14 protein-coding genes are annotated in these 18,950 nt (G+C 74.9%); 5 read left to right on the top strand and 9 right to left on the bottom strand.

Features of this window, described 5'->3' with window-relative positions:
* Positions 1–2: 2 nt before the first annotated feature.
* A complete protein-coding gene (locus tag FH609_RS06400) occupies positions 3–980 on the bottom strand; it encodes an NAD-dependent epimerase/dehydratase family protein (RefSeq protein WP_226961444.1) in 978 nt (325 codons plus the stop codon).
* Positions 977–2,194: a nucleotide disphospho-sugar-binding domain-containing protein gene (locus tag FH609_RS06395; RefSeq protein ID WP_139666187.1), complete on the bottom strand. Its 1,218-nt coding sequence runs from the start codon at positions 2,192–2,194 to the stop codon at positions 977–979. Before FH609_RS06395 ends, FH609_RS06400 begins: the two co-directional genes overlap by 4 nt.
* A gap of 248 nt (positions 2,195–2,442) precedes the next feature.
* Here FH609_RS06395 and FH609_RS06390 point away from each other — a divergent pair, with 248 nt between their 5' ends.
* The 3 genes from FH609_RS06390 (at position 2,443) to FH609_RS32085 (ending at position 6,158) form a co-directional block, all read left to right on the top strand.
* Positions 2,443–3,375 carry an ATP-binding cassette domain-containing protein gene (locus FH609_RS06390; protein WP_139666186.1) on the top strand — a complete coding sequence of 311 codons (933 nt, stop codon included), beginning with the start codon at positions 2,443–2,445 and terminating at the stop codon, positions 3,373–3,375.
* The gene (locus FH609_RS06385) at positions 3,372–4,193 is read left to right on the top strand and encodes an ABC transporter permease (RefSeq protein WP_139666185.1); all 822 of its coding nucleotides are present in this window, start codon (positions 3,372–3,374) and stop codon (positions 4,191–4,193) included. The genes FH609_RS06390 and FH609_RS06385 overlap by 4 nt, the downstream gene beginning before the upstream one ends.
* Before the next feature lie 825 nt (positions 4,194–5,018).
* Positions 5,019–6,158, top strand: a complete 1,140-nt coding sequence (locus FH609_RS32085) for a nucleotide disphospho-sugar-binding domain-containing protein (RefSeq protein ID WP_139666184.1) — start codon at positions 5,019–5,021, stop codon at positions 6,156–6,158.
* Positions 6,159–6,827: 669 nt separating this feature from the next.
* Here FH609_RS32085 and FH609_RS06375 read toward each other — a convergent pair.
* The 7 genes from FH609_RS06375 to FH609_RS06345 form a co-directional block, all read right to left on the bottom strand.
* Positions 6,828–10,118: a BTAD domain-containing putative transcriptional regulator gene (locus tag FH609_RS06375; RefSeq protein WP_139666183.1), complete on the bottom strand. Its 3,291-nt coding sequence runs from the start codon at positions 10,116–10,118 to the stop codon at positions 6,828–6,830.
* A gap of 38 nt (positions 10,119–10,156) precedes the next feature.
* A complete protein-coding gene (locus tag FH609_RS06370; RefSeq protein WP_139666182.1) occupies positions 10,157–11,431 on the bottom strand; it encodes a class I SAM-dependent methyltransferase in 1,275 nt (424 codons plus the stop codon).
* Positions 11,428–12,408, bottom strand: a complete 981-nt coding sequence (locus FH609_RS06365; protein ID WP_139666181.1) for a carbohydrate kinase family protein — start codon at positions 12,406–12,408, stop codon at positions 11,428–11,430. The genes FH609_RS06370 and FH609_RS06365 overlap by 4 nt, the downstream gene beginning before the upstream one ends.
* A gap of 14 nt (positions 12,409–12,422) precedes the next feature.
* Positions 12,423–13,631, bottom strand: coding sequence for a methionine adenosyltransferase (gene metK / locus FH609_RS06360; RefSeq protein WP_139666180.1), 1,209 nt, complete (start codon positions 13,629–13,631; stop codon positions 12,423–12,425).
* Positions 13,632–13,831: 200 nt separating this feature from the next.
* Positions 13,832–15,400, bottom strand: coding sequence for a multicopper oxidase family protein (locus tag FH609_RS06355; protein ID WP_139666179.1), 1,569 nt, complete (start codon positions 15,398–15,400; stop codon positions 13,832–13,834).
* Positions 15,397–15,861 (bottom strand): hypothetical protein, encoded by a 465-nt coding sequence (locus FH609_RS06350; RefSeq protein WP_139666178.1) that lies wholly within the window; start codon positions 15,859–15,861, stop codon positions 15,397–15,399. The genes FH609_RS06355 and FH609_RS06350 overlap by 4 nt, the downstream gene beginning before the upstream one ends.
* 399 nt (positions 15,862–16,260) lie before the next feature.
* A complete protein-coding gene (locus FH609_RS06345; RefSeq protein WP_139666177.1) occupies positions 16,261–16,734 on the bottom strand; it encodes a peptidoglycan-binding domain-containing protein in 474 nt (157 codons plus the stop codon).
* A gap of 372 nt (positions 16,735–17,106) precedes the next feature.
* Here FH609_RS06345 and FH609_RS06340 point away from each other — a divergent pair, with 372 nt between their 5' ends.
* Together FH609_RS06340 and FH609_RS06335 are read left to right on the top strand one after the other, a co-directional pair.
* Positions 17,107–18,237: a sensor histidine kinase gene (locus tag FH609_RS06340; protein WP_139666285.1), complete on the top strand. Its 1,131-nt coding sequence runs from the start codon at positions 17,107–17,109 to the stop codon at positions 18,235–18,237.
* Entirely contained in the window at positions 18,234–18,920 is a 687-nt protein-coding gene (locus FH609_RS06335) for a response regulator transcription factor (protein ID WP_139666176.1), read from the top strand. Before FH609_RS06340 ends, FH609_RS06335 begins: the two co-directional genes overlap by 4 nt.
* Positions 18,921–18,950: the final 30 nt, after the last annotated feature.

Here is an 18,950-nt window from a genome sequence, read left to right as displayed (position 1 = left end):
GCTCAGTCAGGCCCTTCCTCGACGTTGGTGGTGGTCCCGCCCCACACGGCCCGGACCGTGGCGGCCATGTCGTGCCCAGGGCGCCAGCCCAGCAGCCGCTCGGCCAGCCCGGTGTGCACGGCGAGCCAGTCGACTCCGGCGCTGCGCCCGGTGGCGGGGCTCTCCTCGACCACCGTCGCGGGCACCCCGCTGACGGAGACGAGCAGTTCGACCAGCCGGCGCACGCCGACGGCGTGGCCGCTGCCGATGTTGACGGCCCGTCCGGTGACGGGTGCGGTGGCCGCCGCCGCGACGGCGGCGGCGAGATCCCGGCTGTCCACGACGTCGCGGCGGGCGGTCAGCGGGGAGAGCCGGACCGTCGCCGGCTCGCCCCGCGCCTCGGCGGCGCGCAGCTCGGCGGCGACCCGGCCCAGCAGGCTGGAGGCGGGCAGCCCGGGGCCGAGGCAGGTGGTGGCGCGCAGCACCACGGCGTCGAGCAGCCCGTCGCGGTCGGCGGCCAGCAGGAGTTCGGCGCCGCGCAGCTTGCTGGCGCCGTAGGCGGTGGTCGGTTCGAGCGGCGCCGACTCGGTGAGGCGGCGCCCGTCGTCGGGCAGCGCGTACTCGAAGACGGTGCCGAGCTGGACGACGCGGGGCCGGCCGGGCGCCTTGACCACGGCGTCGCGGAGGCGTTCCACCAGCGTCACGTTGGCGCGCTCCAGCGCCGCGCCGTCGTAGTTCCAGACGGCGCCGGCCGCGTTGACGACGACGGTGGCGCGGTGCGCGGCGAGCACCTCGGCCAGCGCGTCCGGCCCCTCGGCCGGCACGTCGAGGCGGACGGAGGGGAAGCCGGCGGCGTCCCGGCGGGCGACGGAGAGCACGGCGGCGCCCCGGGCCGCGAGGCCGGCGCAGACCTGCCGGCCCAGGAACCCGCTGCCGCCCAACACCACGGCGCGCAGGGGACGTTCACCCTGCCGCGCCCCGCCGGCCGGGTCCTCGCTCACCGGGAAAGCTCCGCCCCGGTCGGCCCCGCTTCGGCCAGCTCCGCCACGACCTCCGCCGGCGAGGGCAGCGCCTCGGCGCCGGCCGCGACCCGCGCGGCGGCCGCCCGGTACGGCTCGGGCGCCGCCAGCATCGCGGTGGCGGTCTTCAACAGCAGCTCGGCGTCGTCCAGTCGGTCCAGCATCACACCCGCGCCGGCGCCCGCCACCCCGTGCCCGATCTCCGCGCAGATCGGCGACGGCGGCACCACCAGTTGCGGCACACCCAGCAGCGCCGAGGTCACGGCCGTGCCGGCGCCGCCGTGGTGGATCACCAGGTCGCACGTCGGCAGCAGCATCCGGAACGGCACCCCGCGCGCCACCCGCGTGCCCGGCGGCAGCGCCTCCTCGTCGACCGGCCCGGCCGGCGCCAGCACCAGCTCGCTGCCCGTCCCGGCCAGCGACGCCAGGGTCAGCCCCGGCACGTCCGGGCCGCTCGGGTCGCGGTAACGGGCCCCGGCCACCCCGGCGGTGACCAGAATCCGGGGCCGGGAGCCCGCAGCGCGCGGCAGCCAGGACGGCTGCTCGCCCGAGCCGTTGTAGGGCACGCACCGCATGTCGAGCCGCGCCACCGGCCGCCCGTCCGGCGGGCGCAGCGCCGGCGGGCAGATGTCCACCCAGCGCCGCGGCGGCGTCACCGGCACGTTCCACCGCTCGAAGAGCCGCTCGAACTCCGGCAGCGGCGCCGCGTGCCCGTCGCCCGTCGGCGTGTGCAGCGTCGAGCCGATCTCCCAGCCGTGGCCGACGGCCGGCACGCCCAACACCGCGCCCAACACCGGCCCGGCCTGCGCCAACACGTCGTGCACGATCAGGTCGGGGCCCCACCAGCGGCCGAACTCCACCAGGTCGGGCAGGAGTTCGCCGGCCAGCGCGCACTGCTTCAGATACAGGGCGCGGATCACGGCGCGCTGGTCGGCGTCGAGCAGGTCCAGGTTGGCCGACCAGCCGTGCGGCCAGCGCGCGGGGCGGCCCCAGGCGGCGAGTTCGGGCGGCCGGGGCAGCGCGGCGATCGCCTGCTGGTCGCCCACGGTCACGGCGGTCAACCCGGCCTGGACGACGGCGTCCCGGCAGGACGGCGGGCCGGCGAACCGCACCTCGTGCCCGGCGGACTGGAAGGCCCAGGCGAGGGGGATCATCGGGAACAGATGGCCCGGCGCCGCCCAGGTCGTGAACAACACGCGCATTGCTTCCTCATCTCGCCCGCACGGCGGCGCCCGGCCGGCGCCCGGTCAACGGAGAGCTTCGCCGCCGGGGCTCAAGCGGGGCTGGAACGGCGGTCCAGGGCAGCCCTCCACACTCGGGGCTCACGCGTATCAGCGTCCTGTCAGCGCTGTGCACGTGCCGGTTCCTAGGCTCCGGGCGACGCCCCTCGATCACGGGCAGTCCGGTCCGGGACAACAGCGGGAGCGAGAGGGAAGGCACACCTGTGACATCCGCCATCCAGGCCGAGGGCCTGGCGAAACAGTTCGGTGAGACCAAGGCGCTCACCTCAGTCGACCTTCAGGTACCGGCGGGCACCGTGCTCGGCCTGCTGGGCCCCAACGGCGCCGGCAAGACCACCGCCGTCCGCATCCTCACCACCCTGCTGCGCCCGGACGCCGGACGCGCCCTGGTCATGGGGCACGACGTGGCGAAGGACCCGGAGCGGGTGCGCGAGATCATCGGCCTGACCGGCCAGTACGCCGCCGTGGACGAGCATCTGACCGGCACCGAGAACCTGATCTTCCTGGCGCGGCTGCTCGGCTTCACCCGGGCCAGGTCCCGCGCGGTCGCCGCCGACCTGCTGGAGCGGTTCGGCCTGGCCGACGCCGCCGACCGTTCCGCCAAGACCTACTCGGGCGGGATGCGCCGCCGACTCGACCTCGCGGCCTGCCTGGTCGCCGAGCCGCAGGTCATCTTCCTCGACGAGCCGACGACCGGCCTGGACCCCAACGCCCGTGACCAGCTGTGGGAGATCATCCGCGACCAGGTGCGGCGCGGCTCGACCGTGCTGCTGACGACGCAGTACCTGGAGGAGGCCGACCAGTTGGCCGACGACATCGTCGTCATCGACCACGGCTCCGTCGTCGCTCAAGGCACTCCGCAGACCCTGAAGCGTGAGTTCGGCCGCCCGACGCTGGAGGTGCGCCCCGTGCACCACGAGCAGTTGGACCGGGTCGCCGACGTCGTCGCCGACGTCGCCGGGGAACGGACGGTGGAGGGCCGCGCCGTCAAGACCCGGGTGCACGACGCGACGGTGCTGCCGGCGGTGGTCCGCCGACTCGACGAGGCCGGCATCGAGGTCGCCGAACTCTCCGTCAGGGAACCGAGCCTCGACGAGGTCTTCAAGCAGCTGACAGTGACGGGAGCAGAGGTATGACGGCCGTAGCGGAATCAACGAGCACCCCGCCGGGCACCACCACCCGCCGGCAGCGGGGCCCGGTCGCCACCCTGCGCCAGAGCGCGACGGTGGCGTGGCGGCAGCTGGTGCAGATCAAGCACAGCCCGGAGCAGCTGGTCGAGGTCGGCATCCAACCGGTCATCTTCGTCTTCCTGTTCGCGTTCGTGCTGTCCGGGCAGATGGACGGCGACCGCCACACGTATCTCCAGTTCGTGGTGCCCGGGCTGATCGTGCAGAGCGCGGTGCTGGTCACGGCGCGCACCGCGATCGCGATGAACGGGGACGTGACCAGCGGCATCTTCGACCGCTTCCGCAGCCTGCCGATCTCCCGCACCGCGCCGCTGATCGGCCGGATCGTCGCCGACTACGTGATGCTGGTGTGGTCGGTGGTGCTGCTGCTGGCGTTCGGGATGCTGCTGAGCTTCCGCATCGAGACCAGCTGGACGCGGCTGCTGCCGATGTTCCTGCTGCTGCTGGTCTTCTCGTTCTGCCTGTCCTGGGCGGCCGTCTACGCCGGGCTGTTGGCGTCGAACCCGGAGAACGTGCAGGCGCTGGCGTTCGGCCTGATGCTGCCGCTGACGTTCCTCAGCAGCGTGTTCGTGCGGACGGACACCATGCCGGGCTGGCTCCAGGCCGTCGTCAACCTCAACCCGGTCTCCATGCTGGCCGACGCCATCCGTGGGCTCCTCGTCAGCGGCCCGATCGCGGCGCCGGTGACCAAGACGCTGATCGCGTCGCTGGTGCTGCTGGCCATCTTCGCGCCGCTTGCCCTGCGGGCCTACCACCGCGAGAGGTAGTCGCTGGCGCGCGGCCTCGGGAGCGCCGAGCGCGCTGCGCGCGGGGGCGGGTGGAAGGCGCCTGGCGGCGGGCGGGCGCGGGCGCACGGCGCGCTGCGCGCGCTGGCGTGGCGCTGGGCGCGCGGCCCTCGGGGAGCGCTCGGCGCGGGGCGCTGCGCGAGCCGGCGAGTGAAGTCGCCTGGCGGCAGGCGCAGGTGCCCGGCCGCGGGCGGAGGTGCCCGGCGGCGGACCGGAGGGCGCTGGGGCCGAGGCGGTGCGGAGCGCGGGAGCACTGCGCGCGCCGGCGGGCGAAAGGCGCCTGGCGGCGGGCAGGTGGAGGCCCAAGGGCGCTCGGCGCCGAGGGCCTTGCGGAGCGCGGCGGGGCGGCGGTGTTTGGGGAGGCCGGGCGGGTGTGACCGGCGTCTCTGGGCGGCCACCCGGGCCGGAGGGCGTCGGAGGTGGAGGAGACATCGGCGGGCGGAACGCGCGAGGCGCCAGGCACGAGAAGACCGGAGGCACCATGCACCATGCGGAACACCGAGGCACCGGGACACCACCCGGCGGCTGCCGCAACTCCGGGTCCACCGCTGCGCGTTCGACACCAGGTACGGAGCTACCAGGGCCGCGCAGCGGCCACCGGCGACCCCGGACGTCCGAAAGCGCCGCCACGGCGAGCGGACCACCGCTCCGCATTCCGCACCGCGCACCAGGTACCACCGGAGCCCCGCGCCGGGAACCGCAACCACCGGGGCGCCGCCCGGCGTTCCCCATCGGAACACCGGAAACCGCCGGGGGCACTCCGCGCCGAAGTAAGCAGACCACCCACCACCACGAAGGAGCCGAACGATGAGGGTGCTGATCACCGCACTGGTGCCGAGCCATCTGATGGCGATGGTGCCCGTCGCCTGGGCGCTGCGGGCCGCCGGACACGAGGTGTTGGTCGCCGGCGGCGACGCCGTCGTGGAACGGGCCGCCGCCGCCGGAATCTCCGGGGTGCGGGTGAGCGAGCCGCCGGGGCCGAGGGTGAAGCGTTCCGCCGCGCCGTCGGGCCTGCCGGGCGCCGAGCCGGACTGGTCGGTGCTGCGCGAACGCTGGCGGCAGCGGGTCGACGGCATCGTGGACGAACACCTCACCGTGGCACGGGCGTTCGGGCCGCAGCTGGTGATCACCGACCCGATCGAGTTCAGCGGGCTGATCGTCGCCGGCGTGCTGGGCGTGCCGGCCGTGGTGCACCGCTGGGGCCCCGACCGGATCAGCTCCCGGTCGATCCCGCTGGCGATCGACACGCTCACCGACATCGCGGTGCGGCGCGGCGCCGAGAACGGGCCGGCGAGGCCGGCGTTGACGCTGGACCCGTGCCCGCCGTCGTTGCAGTGCCCGGAGGCCGCGCCGGCGACGCCGGTGCGCTTCATCCCGTTCAACGGCGCCGGCACGCCGCCGGACTGGGCCGCCAAGCCGCCGACCGGGCGGCGGGTGTGCGTGTCCTTCGGCGGCGAGACCAAGCTGTTGAACGACCCCGACGTGTGGGAGACGCTCACCGGTGAACTGGCCGCGCTCAGCGACACCGAGACGGTGGTCACGGCGGTGCCCGCCGGCGCCGGGCCGCTGCCGCCCTCGGTGCGGGCGCCGGGCGCGGTGCCGCTTGACCTGTTCCTGGGCGGCTGCGACGGGATGGTGCACCACGGCGGCGCGGGAACGGCCCTGACGGGCCTGGCGTTCGGCGTTCCGCAACTGATCCTCGCCCAGCCCAACCCGTCGTGGCTGGCGGTGGGCGAACGGCTCGAAGCGTGCGACGCGGGGGCCGTGTTGGACCTGGACGCGGCGCTGCGCACCGGCCGCCAGGGCGAGTTGGGCGCGGCGCTGGCCGACCTGCTCTCCGACCCGAGGCCGAAGCAGGCCGCGACGGCCCTGGCCGAGGAGATCCAGGCCCAGCCCTCGCCGGCCGAACTGGTACCGGAACTGGTCGCGTTGGCGGCGGCCGGCTGACCTCGCACGCCGTCTCGTTCGGATCTTCGCGGTGCGCGGCTCCCCGAGAGATCCGAACGAGGCGTCCCGGTCGGCCAGGCGGGTCGTTGAACAATCTGTTCACTTCCAGACGGGCACCTAGAAAAAGAGTCCCCCACCCCCTGCCCGGAAGTCGACAGCGCGCGGACTACCAAGACGGCAGACTATGTTCGCGCGGCAGCGTGGTCATGAACCGAACACCCCACCCACCACGCCCCCGAACGACAACCGTCACCGCCCCCGCGAGACGCCCGACGATCGGCCACATCCGAGACGGACGACATGCCGGGGCAGGCCGGCGAAGCCGGTGCGCGCCACGCACGCCCCCAGCCGCCGGCCGGCCCCCGAACAAGCCGCGGTCCCCGCGCCCGAAAGGCACGGTCGCCAGAGCTGACCCCCGTTCGGCAACAAACCCCACCTCCCGGAAGCCCCGCCCCCCCTCCCAGCCAGCCTCCTGCCGGCATTCGTTACGCCCGCACCCGGCTGGTCGTGTGCCATCTAGGCCCGGCGTCGTGGTCCGCGCCAGAGCCTCAACCACACCGCAGGGTCTCGTCGACCAACGAAACGACCAGTCGGGCTGCCCCGCACCGGCCACCGGCCCGCACCCGAAGGCCCGGGAGCGCCCGGGGCCCCAGGGCCCCGGCGCCCCGTTCACCCCTCCCTGACCACCGGCCGAGGCACCCCGCCACCCACCGCACCAGCCCCCGCCGACCCACCGCCCGCCGACCCAGCCCCCGCCGACCCGGCGACGTCGGAGACCAACGCACCCACCTCGCCCGGCCCGACCGGCCGGACCACCGCGTACGCGGCCTCACCCAACGCCCGCCGCACGGCGTCCGCGACGCGCCGCGCATCCGGCTGCGCGTCCAGCGGCTGCCCGCCCACGGCGGCGGCGGTGCGCAGCAGCACCGCGCCCGGCTCGGCGCGGCCGCCGGCCACGGCGATCTCGGCGGCCAGCACCAACACCCGCGCCGTCAGCGGCGCGTCGTCAACCCGCCCCGCCAACTCCCACGCGTCGGCGCACGCTTCGGCCGCCGCCGCCAGGCGGCCCTCGGCGACCGCGAGATGCCCCTGGCTGACGAGGACCGCCGGCCGGTAGCCGATGCCCCGGCCGTGCGCCATGACCTGCGCCAGCGCCCGGTCCAGCAGCGTCCGCGCCTCCGCCGCGCGGCCCCGCGCGCGGCGCAGGTCGCCCAGCGCGTGCCACGCGACGCCCGTCACCTCGCCCAGGCCGAGCCGCGCCGCCTGCTCGGCGGCCCGCGCGAGCCCGGCCTCGGCCTCGGCGTCGCGCCCGGTGCGGGCGTGTTCGACGGCGAGCCGCACCAGCAGCATGGGCTGGTCCTCGGCCACGCCGAGTTCGGCGACGGCGCGCAGCGCCTCCTCCCACGCGCTGATGGCGCCCACGTGGTCGCCCCGGTCGCTCTCCAGCTCGGCGAGCACGGAGAGGGTGAACGTCAGCCCGAGCCGTTCGCCGACGGTGCGGAACCCGTCGAGCGCGGCCCGCAGTTCGGCGCGGGCGGCCTGTGGCTGGCCGGCGTTGGCCAGCATCCTGGCGCCCAGCATCCGCGCGAAGGAGCCGACCCAGGGGTCGGGGTGGTCCTCGACGGAGCGCAGCGTGCCGGCGACGGCCTCCGGCGATCCGGCGGCCAGCGAGCCGAGGATGGAGGCGGCGACCAGCGCCGGGTGGTCGGCGTCGGGCAGGTCCCTGATCAGGGACAGCGCCTCGAAGAGATGGCGCAGCCCCTCCTCCTCGCCGAGCAGCGCGCCGAGTTGGAGGCCGCCGATGGCGCAGACGATGGCGCGTTCCTTCGGGCTGCCGGCGGCCGGCAGGGCCAGCGCGCGGCGGGTCCACTCGGCGCCCTCCTCCCGGCGGCCGCTGAGCAGCCAGAACCATTCGAGGGCGGCGACCAGCCGCATCGGCAGCTCGGGCGGGCCGGACCGCACCGACCAGTGGAGCGCGGCGTGGAAGTCGGCCAACAGGCCGCGCAGCGTGGCGAGTCCCTCGATCTGGCCGGCCCGGCGCAGCTCCGGCTCGGTGGCCTCGGCGATCTCCAGCAGGATGCGGGCGTGCCGCAGCCGGGTCGCGGCGTCCTCGTCGGGGCCCTCGGCGGCGAGCCGGCCCGCCGCGTAGAGGCGGACGGTCTCCGGCATCCGGTAGCCGGTGCGGCCGGCCACCTCGTCCGACTGCACGAGGGACTTGGCGACCAGCCCGGACAGCAGCGGCGCGATCCGCGTCCGGTACAGCGGCGGCGCGGCGCAGACCCGTTCCACCAGGGAGAGTTCGGCGCGTCCCGCGAAGACGGCGAGCCGGCGGGCAAGGGTGCGTTCGGCGTCGTCCAGCAGCTCCCAGCTCCAGTCCATGACGGCGGTCAGGGTGCGCCGCCGGCCGCCGGCGGTGCCGGCGCCGCCGTCGAGGAGCTGGAAGCGGTCGTCGAGCCGGTCGCTGATCTCGGCGACGGAGAGGGAGAGGGTGCGGGCGGCGGCGAGTTCCAGGGCGAGCGGCAGCCCGTCGAGGGCGCGGCAGATCGCGACGACCGGGCCCGCCGTGTGGTGGTCGAGGGTGAAGCCGGGCCGCACGGCCGTGGCCCGGTCGACGAAGAGCCGCACGGCGGGCGACGATGCCGCGTCGGCCGGCGAGGCGGGGAGCGCCAACCCGGCCAGCGGCAGCAGCCGTTCGCCGGGGACGCCGAGCGGGGCGCGGCTGGTGGCCAGCACGCGCAGGTCGGGGCAGCGGGCCAGCAGCGCGCCGACGGTCTCGGCGACGGCCTCGGTGAGGTGTTCGCAGTTGTCGAGGACCAGCAGCGTCGGGGACTCGGCGAGCACGGCCGCGAGCCGGCGCAGCACGGCGCCGGGGTGCGCGGTCTGGAAGCCGGGCGCGGACAGCAGCCCGCTCTCGCCGGCGCCGGTGGCGTCGAGCACGGCCCAGGGCACGGCGGCCGGTTCGCTGACGGAGGCCAGTTCGACGAGGCGGACGTCCCGGCCGCCGGCGCGGGCGGCGCGCCGGGCGGCCTCGGTCGCCACCCGGGTCTTCCCGACGCCGCCTGGTCCGGTGACGGTGACCAGCCGGGAGCGGTCGAGGAGTTCGGCGACGGTGGCCAACTCGGCGTCCCGGCCGGTGAGTTCGGTCAACGGGGCGGCGGTCAGGGGCGTCGCCGGCTCGGGGCGGGCCGCGCGCGGGCCGGGGGGCGGGGCGCCCTCGCCGCGCAGCACCGCCAGATGGGTGCGGCGCAGCTCGTCTGAGGGGTCGATGCCGAGGGCCTCGGCGAGCCGGGCGCGGCCCTCCTCGTAGACGGCGAGGGCCTCGGCGCGGCGGCCGGCGGCCTGGAGCGCGCGCATCAGCTGGGCGCGGGGGCGTTCCCGCAGCGGGTCCTCGGAGACGAGGGCGGAGAGTTCGGCGACCAGCGCGGCGCCCTCGCCGGCCGCGAGGTCGGCGTCGACGCGGTCCTCCCGCGCGCGGCGCCGGAGTTCCTCCAGGCGCACGGCGTGCGCGCGCACCGCCCTGGTGGGCGCGAGCCCGTCGAGCGCCGGGCCGCGCCACAGCGCCAACGCCTCCCGCAGCGGCGGCACCTGGCGCGCGGCGGAGCCGGCGCCGTCACGGCGGGCGGAGCCGCTGGCGGCGCGGACCAGGGACTCGAAGCGCAGTGCGTCGACGTCCTCGGCCCGCACCGCGAGCCGGTAGCCGGTGGGGCTGGAGTGGACGGTGCCCGGCGGCAGGGCCCGGCGCAGCCGGGCGACGAGCGCCTGGAGCGCGTTGTCGGGGGCCGCTGGCAGGTGCTCGTCCCACACGGCGTCCATCAGCTCGGCGCGGGGCACCTCCCGGCCGCCGGCGAGGGCCAGGACCGCCGTCAGGGTGCCGAGCCGGGCGCCGCGCACGGGCCGGGGGCCGTCCCCGGTCTCCACGCGCAGCGGCCCGAGGACGCTGATCACGATCCCGGTCACCATCCCTTCATTGTGCCCGAGGGGCGGCCGGCGGGACCGGCTCAGACCACCGACAACTCGGGCAGCGGGAAGACCAGTTGGCCGCCGCCCTCCCGGTAGGCGCGTTCCCGTTCGACGAAGCCGTCGCGGTAGATCCACGGCAGCACCAGCAGCTGGTCGGGCTTGCGGGACTTGGCCTCGGCCTCGCTGACGATGGGGATGCCGGTGCCGGGCGTGAAGCAGCCGTCCTTGTCCTTGTTGACCTCCCCGATGCACGGCAGGTCGCGTTCGGTGATGCCGCACCACTGGAGGATGACGTTGCCCTTGGTGGACGCGCCGTAGCCGAGGGTCAGCAGGCCGCGTTCGCGGGAGGTGTCGAGGAACTCCCGCAGCCCGTCCCGGTACCGGACGGCGCGGCGGGCGAAGGCGTCGAAGGGCTCCATGGTGTCGAGGGCCCGCTCGCTCTCCAGGATGCGGGCGACGCCGGCCTCGTCGATCCGGTGCCGGGTGCCCTTCCTGGCCAGCACGACGCACAGGCTGCCGCCGTAGACCGGGTTCAACTCGGCGCGGACCACGACCAGTCCGACCCGTTCCGCCATCCACTGGATCTGCCGCAGCCCGTAGTACTCCAGGTGCTCGTGGCAGACCACGTCGTAGGCGGTGGCCTCCAGCATCGCCGGCATATAGCTCTGCTCCATCAGCCACAGGCCGTCGTCGTCGAGGACGTCGTGCACGTCGCGCATGAAGTCCAGCGGGCGCGGCAGGTCGTAGAACATGGCGATGGAGGTGACGACCTTGGCGCGGCGCTCCCCGAAGTGGCCGGCGAAGGCGGCGCGGGAGAAGTACTCGGGGATCAGCGTCACATGGTCCGGGTAGTACTCGCGGAACGTCTCGCCGGTCGGGTCGATGCCGACCAGCGTGGGCCCGTCCGCCGGGTAGGCGCGCAGCAGGGTGGCGTCGTTGGAGCCGATGTCCAGCACGATGTCGTCGGGGCCCAGGTCGACCAGCCCGGTCAGCAGGGACACCTTGCCGGCCAGGTGGTTGATCATGAACTCGCCCAGCCCGGAGCGGTATCCGTAGTCGCCGCCGTACATCAGGCCGGTGTCGGTGGTGTGCCGCAGCTGCACCAGGCCGCAGCCGTCGGGCGCGCAGCGCACCAGCTCCAGCGGAACGGCCGGCACCTTCTGCTCGCGGGTGCGGGGGAACGTTCCGGTGAGGGCCTGCTCGCCGAGGTCGAGCACGGGCAGCAGGGTGGCGTTGCCGCAGGCGCGGCAGGCGGTGATGGCCTCGGCCGCCGGCCGGGCTTCGGGGTGCGGTGGGGCTTGCGTGCTGGTCAAGGCAACTCCAGGTCGTTGATGATGGCGGCGGCCGTCGCCGGCCCGTAGGCGCTTTCGATCCGCATCCACAGGTCGGCGGCGGAGAGCTTGTACTCCTGCGTGCCGACGGTTTCGAGGACCACCGCCGCCACGGCGCAGCCCAGGCGCGCGGCGTGCGCGAGGGGCAGGCCCCGGGCGGTGCCGCTGAGGAAGCCGGCGCGGAACCCGTCGCCGGCGCCGGTCGGGTCGGCGATCCGCTCCGGCGCGACGGCCGGCACGGCCACGTCGGGCTCGCCGGCGCGGGCGATGACGACGCCGTCCGCGCCCTGGGTGATCAGCCAACAGCCCACCCGGTCGAGGAGTTCGGCGCGCGACCAGCCGGTGCGCTCGGCCAGCAGCGCCGACTCGTAGGCGTTGGTGAACAGGAAGCGGGCGCCCTCGACGAGCCGCCGCGCCTCCTCGGGGCCGAGCCGCGCGAGCTGCTGGGAGGGGTCGGCGGCGAAGTCGGTGCCGCTGGCGCGGCAGGCGTCGGTGTGCCGCAGCATGGCCGCCGGGTCGTCGGGCCCGACCATCACCAGCGCGATGTCGCCGGCCCGGACCAGCTCGGCGGCCAGGTCGATGTGGCGGGCCTCGGCCATGGCGCCGGCGTAGAACGTGGCGATCTGGTTCTGGTCGGCGTCGGTGGTGCACACGAAGCGCGCGGTGTGGCGTTCGGTGCTGACCCGGACGGCGCCGGTGTCGACGGCCTGGGCGCGCAGCCACTCGGCGTACTCGGCAAAGTCCCGGCCGGCGGCCGCCACCAGCAGCGGGCGCTGGCCGAGCCGGCTGAGCCCGACGGCGATGTTGGCGGCGACGCCGCCGCGCCGCACCTCCAACTCGTCGGCGAGGAAGGACAGCGAGACCTGTTCCAGGTTGCCGTCCAGGAGCTGTTCGGCGAAGCGGCCGGGGAACGTCATCAGGTGGTCGGTGGCGATGGAGCCGGTGACGGCGACACGCATGGCGGCGGCTCCCCTCACGCGCCGGCGGCGGCGCGCAGCGCGTCCGCCCGGTCGGTGCGTTCCCAGGTGAAGTCCGGCAGCTCGCGGCCGAAGTGGCCGAAGCGGGCCGTCTGCGCGTAGATGGGCCGCAGCAGGTCCAGGTCGCGGATGATGGCGGCCGGGCGGAGGTCGAAGACCTCGGTGATGGCGCGTTCGATCCGGTCCGGCTCCACGGTGGCGGTGCCGAAGGTCTCGACGAAGAGGCCGACCGGCTCGGCCTTGCCGATGGCGTAGGCGACCTGCACCTCGCAGCGGGTGGCGAGCCCGGCGGCCACCACGTTCTTCGCCACCCAGCGCATCGCGTAGGCGGCCGAACGGTCCACCTTGGACGGGTCCTTGCCGGAGAACGCGCCACCGCCGTGCCGGGCCATCCCGCCGTAGGTGTCGATGATGATCTTCCGCCCGGTCAGCCCGGCGTCGCCCATCGGGCCGCCGATCTCGAACCGGCCGGTCGGGTTGACCAGCAGCCGGTAGCCCTCGGTGTCCAGCTTGATGCCGTCCGTCCCCAGCGCCGCCAGCTCGGGCTCCACCACGTGCTCGCGGATGTCCGGGGTCAGCAGCGTCTCCAGGTCCACGTCGGCCGCGTGCTGGCTGGACACCACCACGGTGTCGAGCCGCACCGCGCGGTCCCCGTCGTACTCGATGGTGACCTGCGTCTTCCCGTCCGGCCGCAGATAGGGAACGGTCCCGTCGCGCCGCACCCGGGACAGCCGGGCGGAGAGCCGGTGCGCCAACCGGATGGGCAGCGGCATCAGTTCGGGCGTCTCGTCGCAGGCGTAGCCGAACATCAGGCCCTGGTCGCCGGCGCCCTGCCGGTCCAGCTCGTCCTCGTCGCCCTCGACGCGGGACTCGTAGGCGGTGTCGACGCCCTGCGCGATATCGGGCGACTGGGCGCCGATCGACACCTCGACGCCGCAGGACGCGCCGTCAAAGCCCTTCTTCGAGGAGTCGTAGCCGATCTCCAGGATCGTGTTCCGCACCAGCGTCGCGATGTCCGCGTACGCGCTGGTGGTGACCTCGCCGGCCACATGGACCAGGCCGGTCGTGATCAGCGTCTCCACCGCGACGCGGGAGGCGGGGTCCTGCCGCAGCAGGGCGTCGAGCACGGCATCGCTGATCTGGTCGGCGATCTTGTCCGGGTGACCCTCGGTCACGGACTCCGAGGTGAACAGACGGCGGGGCATGGCCCTCCTTCGACGGTCCGGGCATCGCTGCCCACCGGGGGCGGGCGCGCCGACCGTACGACCGGCGTCATGAACCGGCCTGGAGAACCGCTCGAACGAGGGGGAAACGGGCCGCCCGCCACACGCCGAACCCCCCGCCGGGGACGGGGGGTTCGGGCGACGAAACGGGATCAGGTCACCTCAGGTCACCTCAGCGCACTTCAGCGCACCTCGAAGTTTCCCATCATCATCATGTCCTCGTGCTCCAGGTTGTGGCAGTGGAAGACGTACTTGCCCCGGTAGCCGTCGAACCGGGTGATGATGCGGGCCTGTTCGGCCGGGCCCAGGTCCAGGGTGTCCTTCCAGCCGCCGTCGAACCGGCCCGGCTCCTTGGAGCCCCGCTTGAGCACCTGGAAGTGCACCAGGTGCAGATGGATCGGGTGGTGGAAGTCGGTGTACAGGTTCCAGATCTCGATGTCGCCCAGGGCGGGCGCGGCGTGCACCCGGTCCACGGAGAACGGGTCACCGTTGATCGTCCAACCGTGCTGCCCGTCCACGGCGTTGGACTGGAAGACCATGTCCCGCTCGCGCACCGCGTCCGCCGGGTCCAGCCGCTCGATCTCGGAGAGCCGCTCCGGGACCTCGCTCTCGTCCCGCGCCTCCCGCACCACCCGGAACTCCAGGACGTCGGCCGTGGTACCCGAGCCGAAGTCGTTGACCAGCCGCACCGTCTGGCCCGGCCGGTACCCGGAGAAGTCGACGACGACCTCCTGCCGCTCGGCCGAGGCCAGGTCGATGTGCGGGTGCGGCCTGGGCCGCTCCAACAGCCCGCCGTCCGAGGCGATCTGCACCAGCGGCTCGGCGACGCCGTCCGGCGCCGGGTCGAGCCGCAGCCGCAGCCGGCGCGCGTTGCAGCCGTTGAGCAGCCGCAGCCGGTAGCGCACCGCGTCCACCTCCTGGTACGGCCACGGCGTGCCGTTGACCAGGATCACGTCGCCGAGCACGCCCGCCTCGTAGGGGGCGGTCACGCCCGGCGTCTCCAACAGCTCCGGGTCGCGGCTCGGGTAGCGCAGCGCGCCGTCCTCGTCGAAGGCGCGGTCCATGATGACCAGCGCCAGGTCCCGGTCGCCGTCCGGCAGCGGCAGCGCGCGCTCCTCCTCGTCGGTGACGAGGTGCAGCCCGGCCAGGCCGCGCCAGACGGCGGGCGCGGTGAAGTCCATCCGGTGGTCGTGGTACCAGAGCGTCGCCGCCCGCTGGTCGATCGGGTACTCGTAGCCCCGGACGCCCTGGCTGACGTCCCCGGCGTGCCCGCCGTGGCCGGTGCCGTGGTGGTCGTCGAGCGAACCGTCGGCCGGCAGGATCAGGTCCGTCGGATAGCCGTCGTGCTCGGGCGCGACCCGCCCGCCGTGCAGATGCACGACGGCCGGCACGGGCAGCTCGTTGCGGTGCCGCACCACCGTCGTCCGGCCGCGCGGCGAGACGATGGTCGGGCCGGGGAAGATGCCCTCGTAGCCCCAGATCGGGGTCTGGACGCCCTCGAAGAACTCGGCGGTGGCCTCCCGTTGGGTGATCTCGTAGATGTCGCTGCCGCCCGTCGACTCCACCGGGGCGAGCACCGGCGGCTGGGTCAACGGTCGTTGGAACGGCGGCGGCAGGTCGATGCGGCTGCGCAGCAGGGTGCCGGTGGAGTCGGTGCCGGTGAAGCGGAAGCCCAACAGGGCGCCCCCGCCGACCGCCAGCGCGCCGGCCCCGGCGCCCAGAAGCAGCGAACGGCGCGAGAGCCGGCTCACGAGGCGGCTCCCCGTTCGAGAGATTCCCGGGGCTCGCCGGACCCGTCCCGGGGTTCGCCGGCCCGGCGCACCCGCAGGCAGATGACGACGGCCGCCGTCAGCATGGCCACGCCCAGCGGAATGTGCAGCGACACCAGCCGGGCCGCGCCCGCCGCGTTCTGCACCTGGTTCGCCACCAGCAGGCCGAGCGTGGCGAGGAACGGCCACAGCCGGCCCCTGCCGTGCCAGCGCAGCAGCCCGGCGGCGAGCAGGGTGAAGAACAGCACCACATCGGTGCCGGTCGCCGCGTAACGGTGCCAGCTCAGCGCGTCGTAGCCGCCGGACAGGAACTGCCCGGCGGAGACGGACTGCGCGAAGTACACCAGCGTGACGGCGTACATGAGGACGGCGTACCCGAGGGCGTAACGGCGTCGGCGGCCGGCCCGCGAGTCGACGGCCGGTACCACCGGTAGCGTGGCCATGGCTCGAACTCCCCCTCTGATCGGTCTGGTTGCCCAAGACGCCAAGACTAGGAGGGGCCCCCACCCCCGGCGCAATGATCACGGAACGCGCACAACCCCCGCCCCTGGCGGCCCGAGCGGCGGGGCCCGTCCCGGCGCGGCCCGCATCGTCGCAGCTCAACGCGGCGCGGCCGGCCCGCGTCGAGGCTCGGCCCCGAGGGGCCCGGCCGCCGGCCGACGCCGCCCCGAGACCCACTCGAGTGGCGGTCGAGCAACGCTCCAGCGGCGCGACGGCGCGACGCCGCCGCACGGCACAGCACAGCGCCCCGCCGCACGGCGCGTCGAGCACGCGGCGCCGTGCGGCGGGGCGGTCGGGGGCCTTCCTCCTCCCCCCTCCTTGTCGAGGAGGACGGCCCGGGGTCAGCAGCCGTAGGTGGTGAAGATGGAGTCGACGTGGTGCGCGAACGCGGCTCGGGTCTGCGGACCGGCGATCCCGTCGACGGCGAGGCCGTAGCCGCCCTCGACGTTCAGGTACCGCTGGAGCGCCTTGATCGTCTGCGGTCCGACGATCCCGTCGACATCACCCGCGTCGTGCCCCAGGTCGTTGAACATCCGCTGGGCCGCCTTCCAGCTCTGCGGGCCCAACTGGCCGTCTCCCGCACCCGCGTTGTAGCCCAGGTTGTTGAGGTAGCACTGCCAGTCCCTGGCCTGACCGCTGCTCAGGCCGAGGTTGTTGACCGCGAGCACCGAGACGTCCGCGCCGCTCGCCGTGGCGACGCTGGTCGCCGCAGGGTCAGCCGCGACGCTGGCGCTCGCGCCCGCCAGCCCTCCGGCGGCGATCCCCAGCGCGGCGGCGACGCCGACCAACGGCCTGAGCACGGTGTTCTTCCGCATGTTCTGTCCCCTTTCGACGCGTGGCCGGCGTCCCGCGCCGGCCACGGTGCGCACGGGCCGGGCCCCCCGTTGAGCCCTCCGATCCCGTGCCCCCTCGCGTCGGCCCCCGTCGGGAGCTTCCGCTGGGACAAGAACGTACGGAGCGCGAGCGGCCCCCGGCATCCGGCGACGGGTGGAAAAGTCCCGTCCCCCGGGCGCGGCAGCCGCGCGGTTCCTGCGACTTCCGCGGTACCGCGCTGGGTTGACTCGGGCCCGGCGACCCGGCGTTACGCTGCGGAGGTGCGCGAGCAAGACACCCTCGCCCCGGAGGGGCGGCGCCGCCCGGGCCCCTCCCGCGCCGCGTATGCCGTGGACACGCTCATAGCCGTCGCGATGGCCGGCGTGGCCCTGCTGCTGGCCGGCGACTCCGAGTCCGAGGGATGGCCGGAACCGAGCGCCTGGGGCCTGGTGTTGGCGGTGCTCGCCCAGGCGCCGGTCGCGCTGCGCAACCGGGCGCCGGTGACGGTGTTCACCGCGACGCAGATCGCCGCGTTCTGGTATGTCAGCCTCGGCTTCTGGCCCGTGGTCTGCACCTTCGGCCCGCTGCTCGCGCTCTACACCGTCGCCTCGGCGCGGCCGGCGCGCGTCGCCGTCGGCTGCGCGGCCGTGCTGGCCACCCTGTGGGTCTACGGCGGCGTGGTCAGCGAGTCGCAGTCCATGCCGACGGTGGTAGCGCAGGCGCTGCTCTTCGGCGCGGTGATGGTGTGGTTCGGCACGCTGGCCCGCCGCTCCGCCGAGCTGGCCCGCCGGCTGACGGCCGAGCAGGCCGAACGGGCCCGCCGCGCCGTCACCGACGAACGCCGGCGGATCGCCCGGGAGTTGCACGACATCGTCGCCCACCACATGTCGGTGGTCTCCGTGCAGACCGGCCTGGCCAGCTTCGTCTTCGACTCCGACCCGCCCACCGCCCGCGCCGCGCTGACCACCATCGCCGACACCAGCCGCGAGGCGCTGGACGAGCTGCGGCGGATGCTCAGCGTGCTGCGGGACGACGCCGGCGAGGGCGAGGGCGACTCCGACGGCGGCGCCTCGGTCGCGCCGATGCCGGGCCTGGCCCGCCTCGACGACCTGGTGGAACGGCTGCGCGCCGGCGGCCTGTCCGTGCGGCTGCTCGTCGAAGGGCCGCCGCGCCCGCTGGCGCCCGGCGTCGACCTGTGCGCCTACCGCGTGGTGCAGGAGGCGTTGACCAACGTCATCAAGCACGCGCCGGGCGCCGCCGCCACCGTCGAACTCCGGTACCGGCCACGGCATGTGGCGGTCAGCGTCATCGACGACGGGAAGGGGGTGAATCAGGACAGAGTCCTGCCGGGCGGTGGCCACGGGTTGATCGGAATGCGCGAGCGCGCCAAGCTCTACGGCGGGACCATCAGCATCGGTCCACGAGGCGACGGAGGGTTCGCCGTGCGGCTGGTGCTTCCCACCTCGGCGGCGGCCCGTGGAGGGGAGGGCGACCCCGGGGCATGACCAGGGTGTTGATCGTCGACGACCAGTTCCTGATCCGCGCGGGGCTGCGGGGCGTGCTCGACGCGGCCCCCGGCATCGAGGTCGTCGGCGAGGCGAGCGACGGCGAGGAGGCCGTCCGGGTCGCCGCGGAGACCCGCCCCGACATCGTGCTGATGGACATCCGGATGCCCGGCACCAACGGCATCCAGGCCACCGAACGCATCCTGGCCGACGCCGACGACCGCGAACCCCCGCCCAGAATCCTGGTGTTGACCACCTTCGACCTCGACGAGTACGTCTATGGCGCGCTGCGCGCCGGCGCCTCCGGCTTCCTGCTCAAGGACTCGGGGCCCGAGCGGCTGTTAGCCGCCGTCACGGCGGTCGGCGGCGGCGACTCGCTCTTCGCGCCCAGCGTGACCCGCCGGCTGGTCGCGGCCTTCGCCCGCACGCCCGAGGCCGCCGGCGCCGCGCCGCCGGGCGCCCAACCGGCACCGGACCTGGAGGCGTTGACCTCGCGGGAGCGCGAGGTGCTGCGGCTGACCGGGCTCGGCCTGTCCAACGCCGAGATCGCCGACCGGCTCTACATCAGCACGGCCACGGTGAAGACGCACCTCAACCGGACGATGAGCAAGCTGCATCTGGACAGCCGCGCCCAGGCGGTGGTCGTCGCCTACGAGACGGGCCTGGTCACGCCGGGCGGCTGAGGCCCGGCCCCGCCGGCGAGGCCGGGGCCG

Source organism: Streptomyces sp. 3MP-14 (assembly GCF_006334905.2).
Taxonomy (GTDB): domain Bacteria; phylum Actinomycetota; class Actinomycetes; order Streptomycetales; family Streptomycetaceae; genus Streptomyces; species Streptomyces triticirhizae.
The sequence above is the reverse complement of the archived record's forward strand: the minus strand, read 5'-3'. Positions and strand labels throughout refer to the sequence as shown.

Excerpts from the sequence above, each read along its gene's own strand:
- FH609_RS06375 (WP_139666183.1), bottom strand. The coding sequence starts at position 10,118 with ATGGTGACCGGGATCGTGATCAGCGTCCTCGGGCCGCTGCGCGTGGAG.
- FH609_RS06335 (WP_139666176.1), top strand. The coding sequence starts at position 18,234 with ATGACCAGGGTGTTGATCGTCGACGACCAGTTCCTGATCCGCGCGGGG.
- FH609_RS32085 (WP_139666184.1), top strand. The coding sequence starts at position 5,019 with ATGAGGGTGCTGATCACCGCACTGGTGCCGAGCCATCTGATGGCGATG.
- FH609_RS06350 (WP_139666178.1), bottom strand. The coding sequence starts at position 15,861 with ATGGCCACGCTACCGGTGGTACCGGCCGTCGACTCGCGGGCCGGCCGC.
- FH609_RS06365 (WP_139666181.1), bottom strand. The coding sequence starts at position 12,408 with ATGCGTGTCGCCGTCACCGGCTCCATCGCCACCGACCACCTGATGACG.
- FH609_RS06340 (WP_139666285.1), top strand. The coding sequence starts at position 17,107 with ATGGCCGGCGTGGCCCTGCTGCTGGCCGGCGACTCCGAGTCCGAGGGA.
- FH609_RS06345 (WP_139666177.1), bottom strand. The coding sequence starts at position 16,734 with ATGCGGAAGAACACCGTGCTCAGGCCGTTGGTCGGCGTCGCCGCCGCG.
- FH609_RS06385 (WP_139666185.1), top strand. The coding sequence starts at position 3,372 with ATGACGGCCGTAGCGGAATCAACGAGCACCCCGCCGGGCACCACCACC.
- metK (WP_139666180.1), bottom strand. The coding sequence starts at position 13,631 with ATGCCCCGCCGTCTGTTCACCTCGGAGTCCGTGACCGAGGGTCACCCG.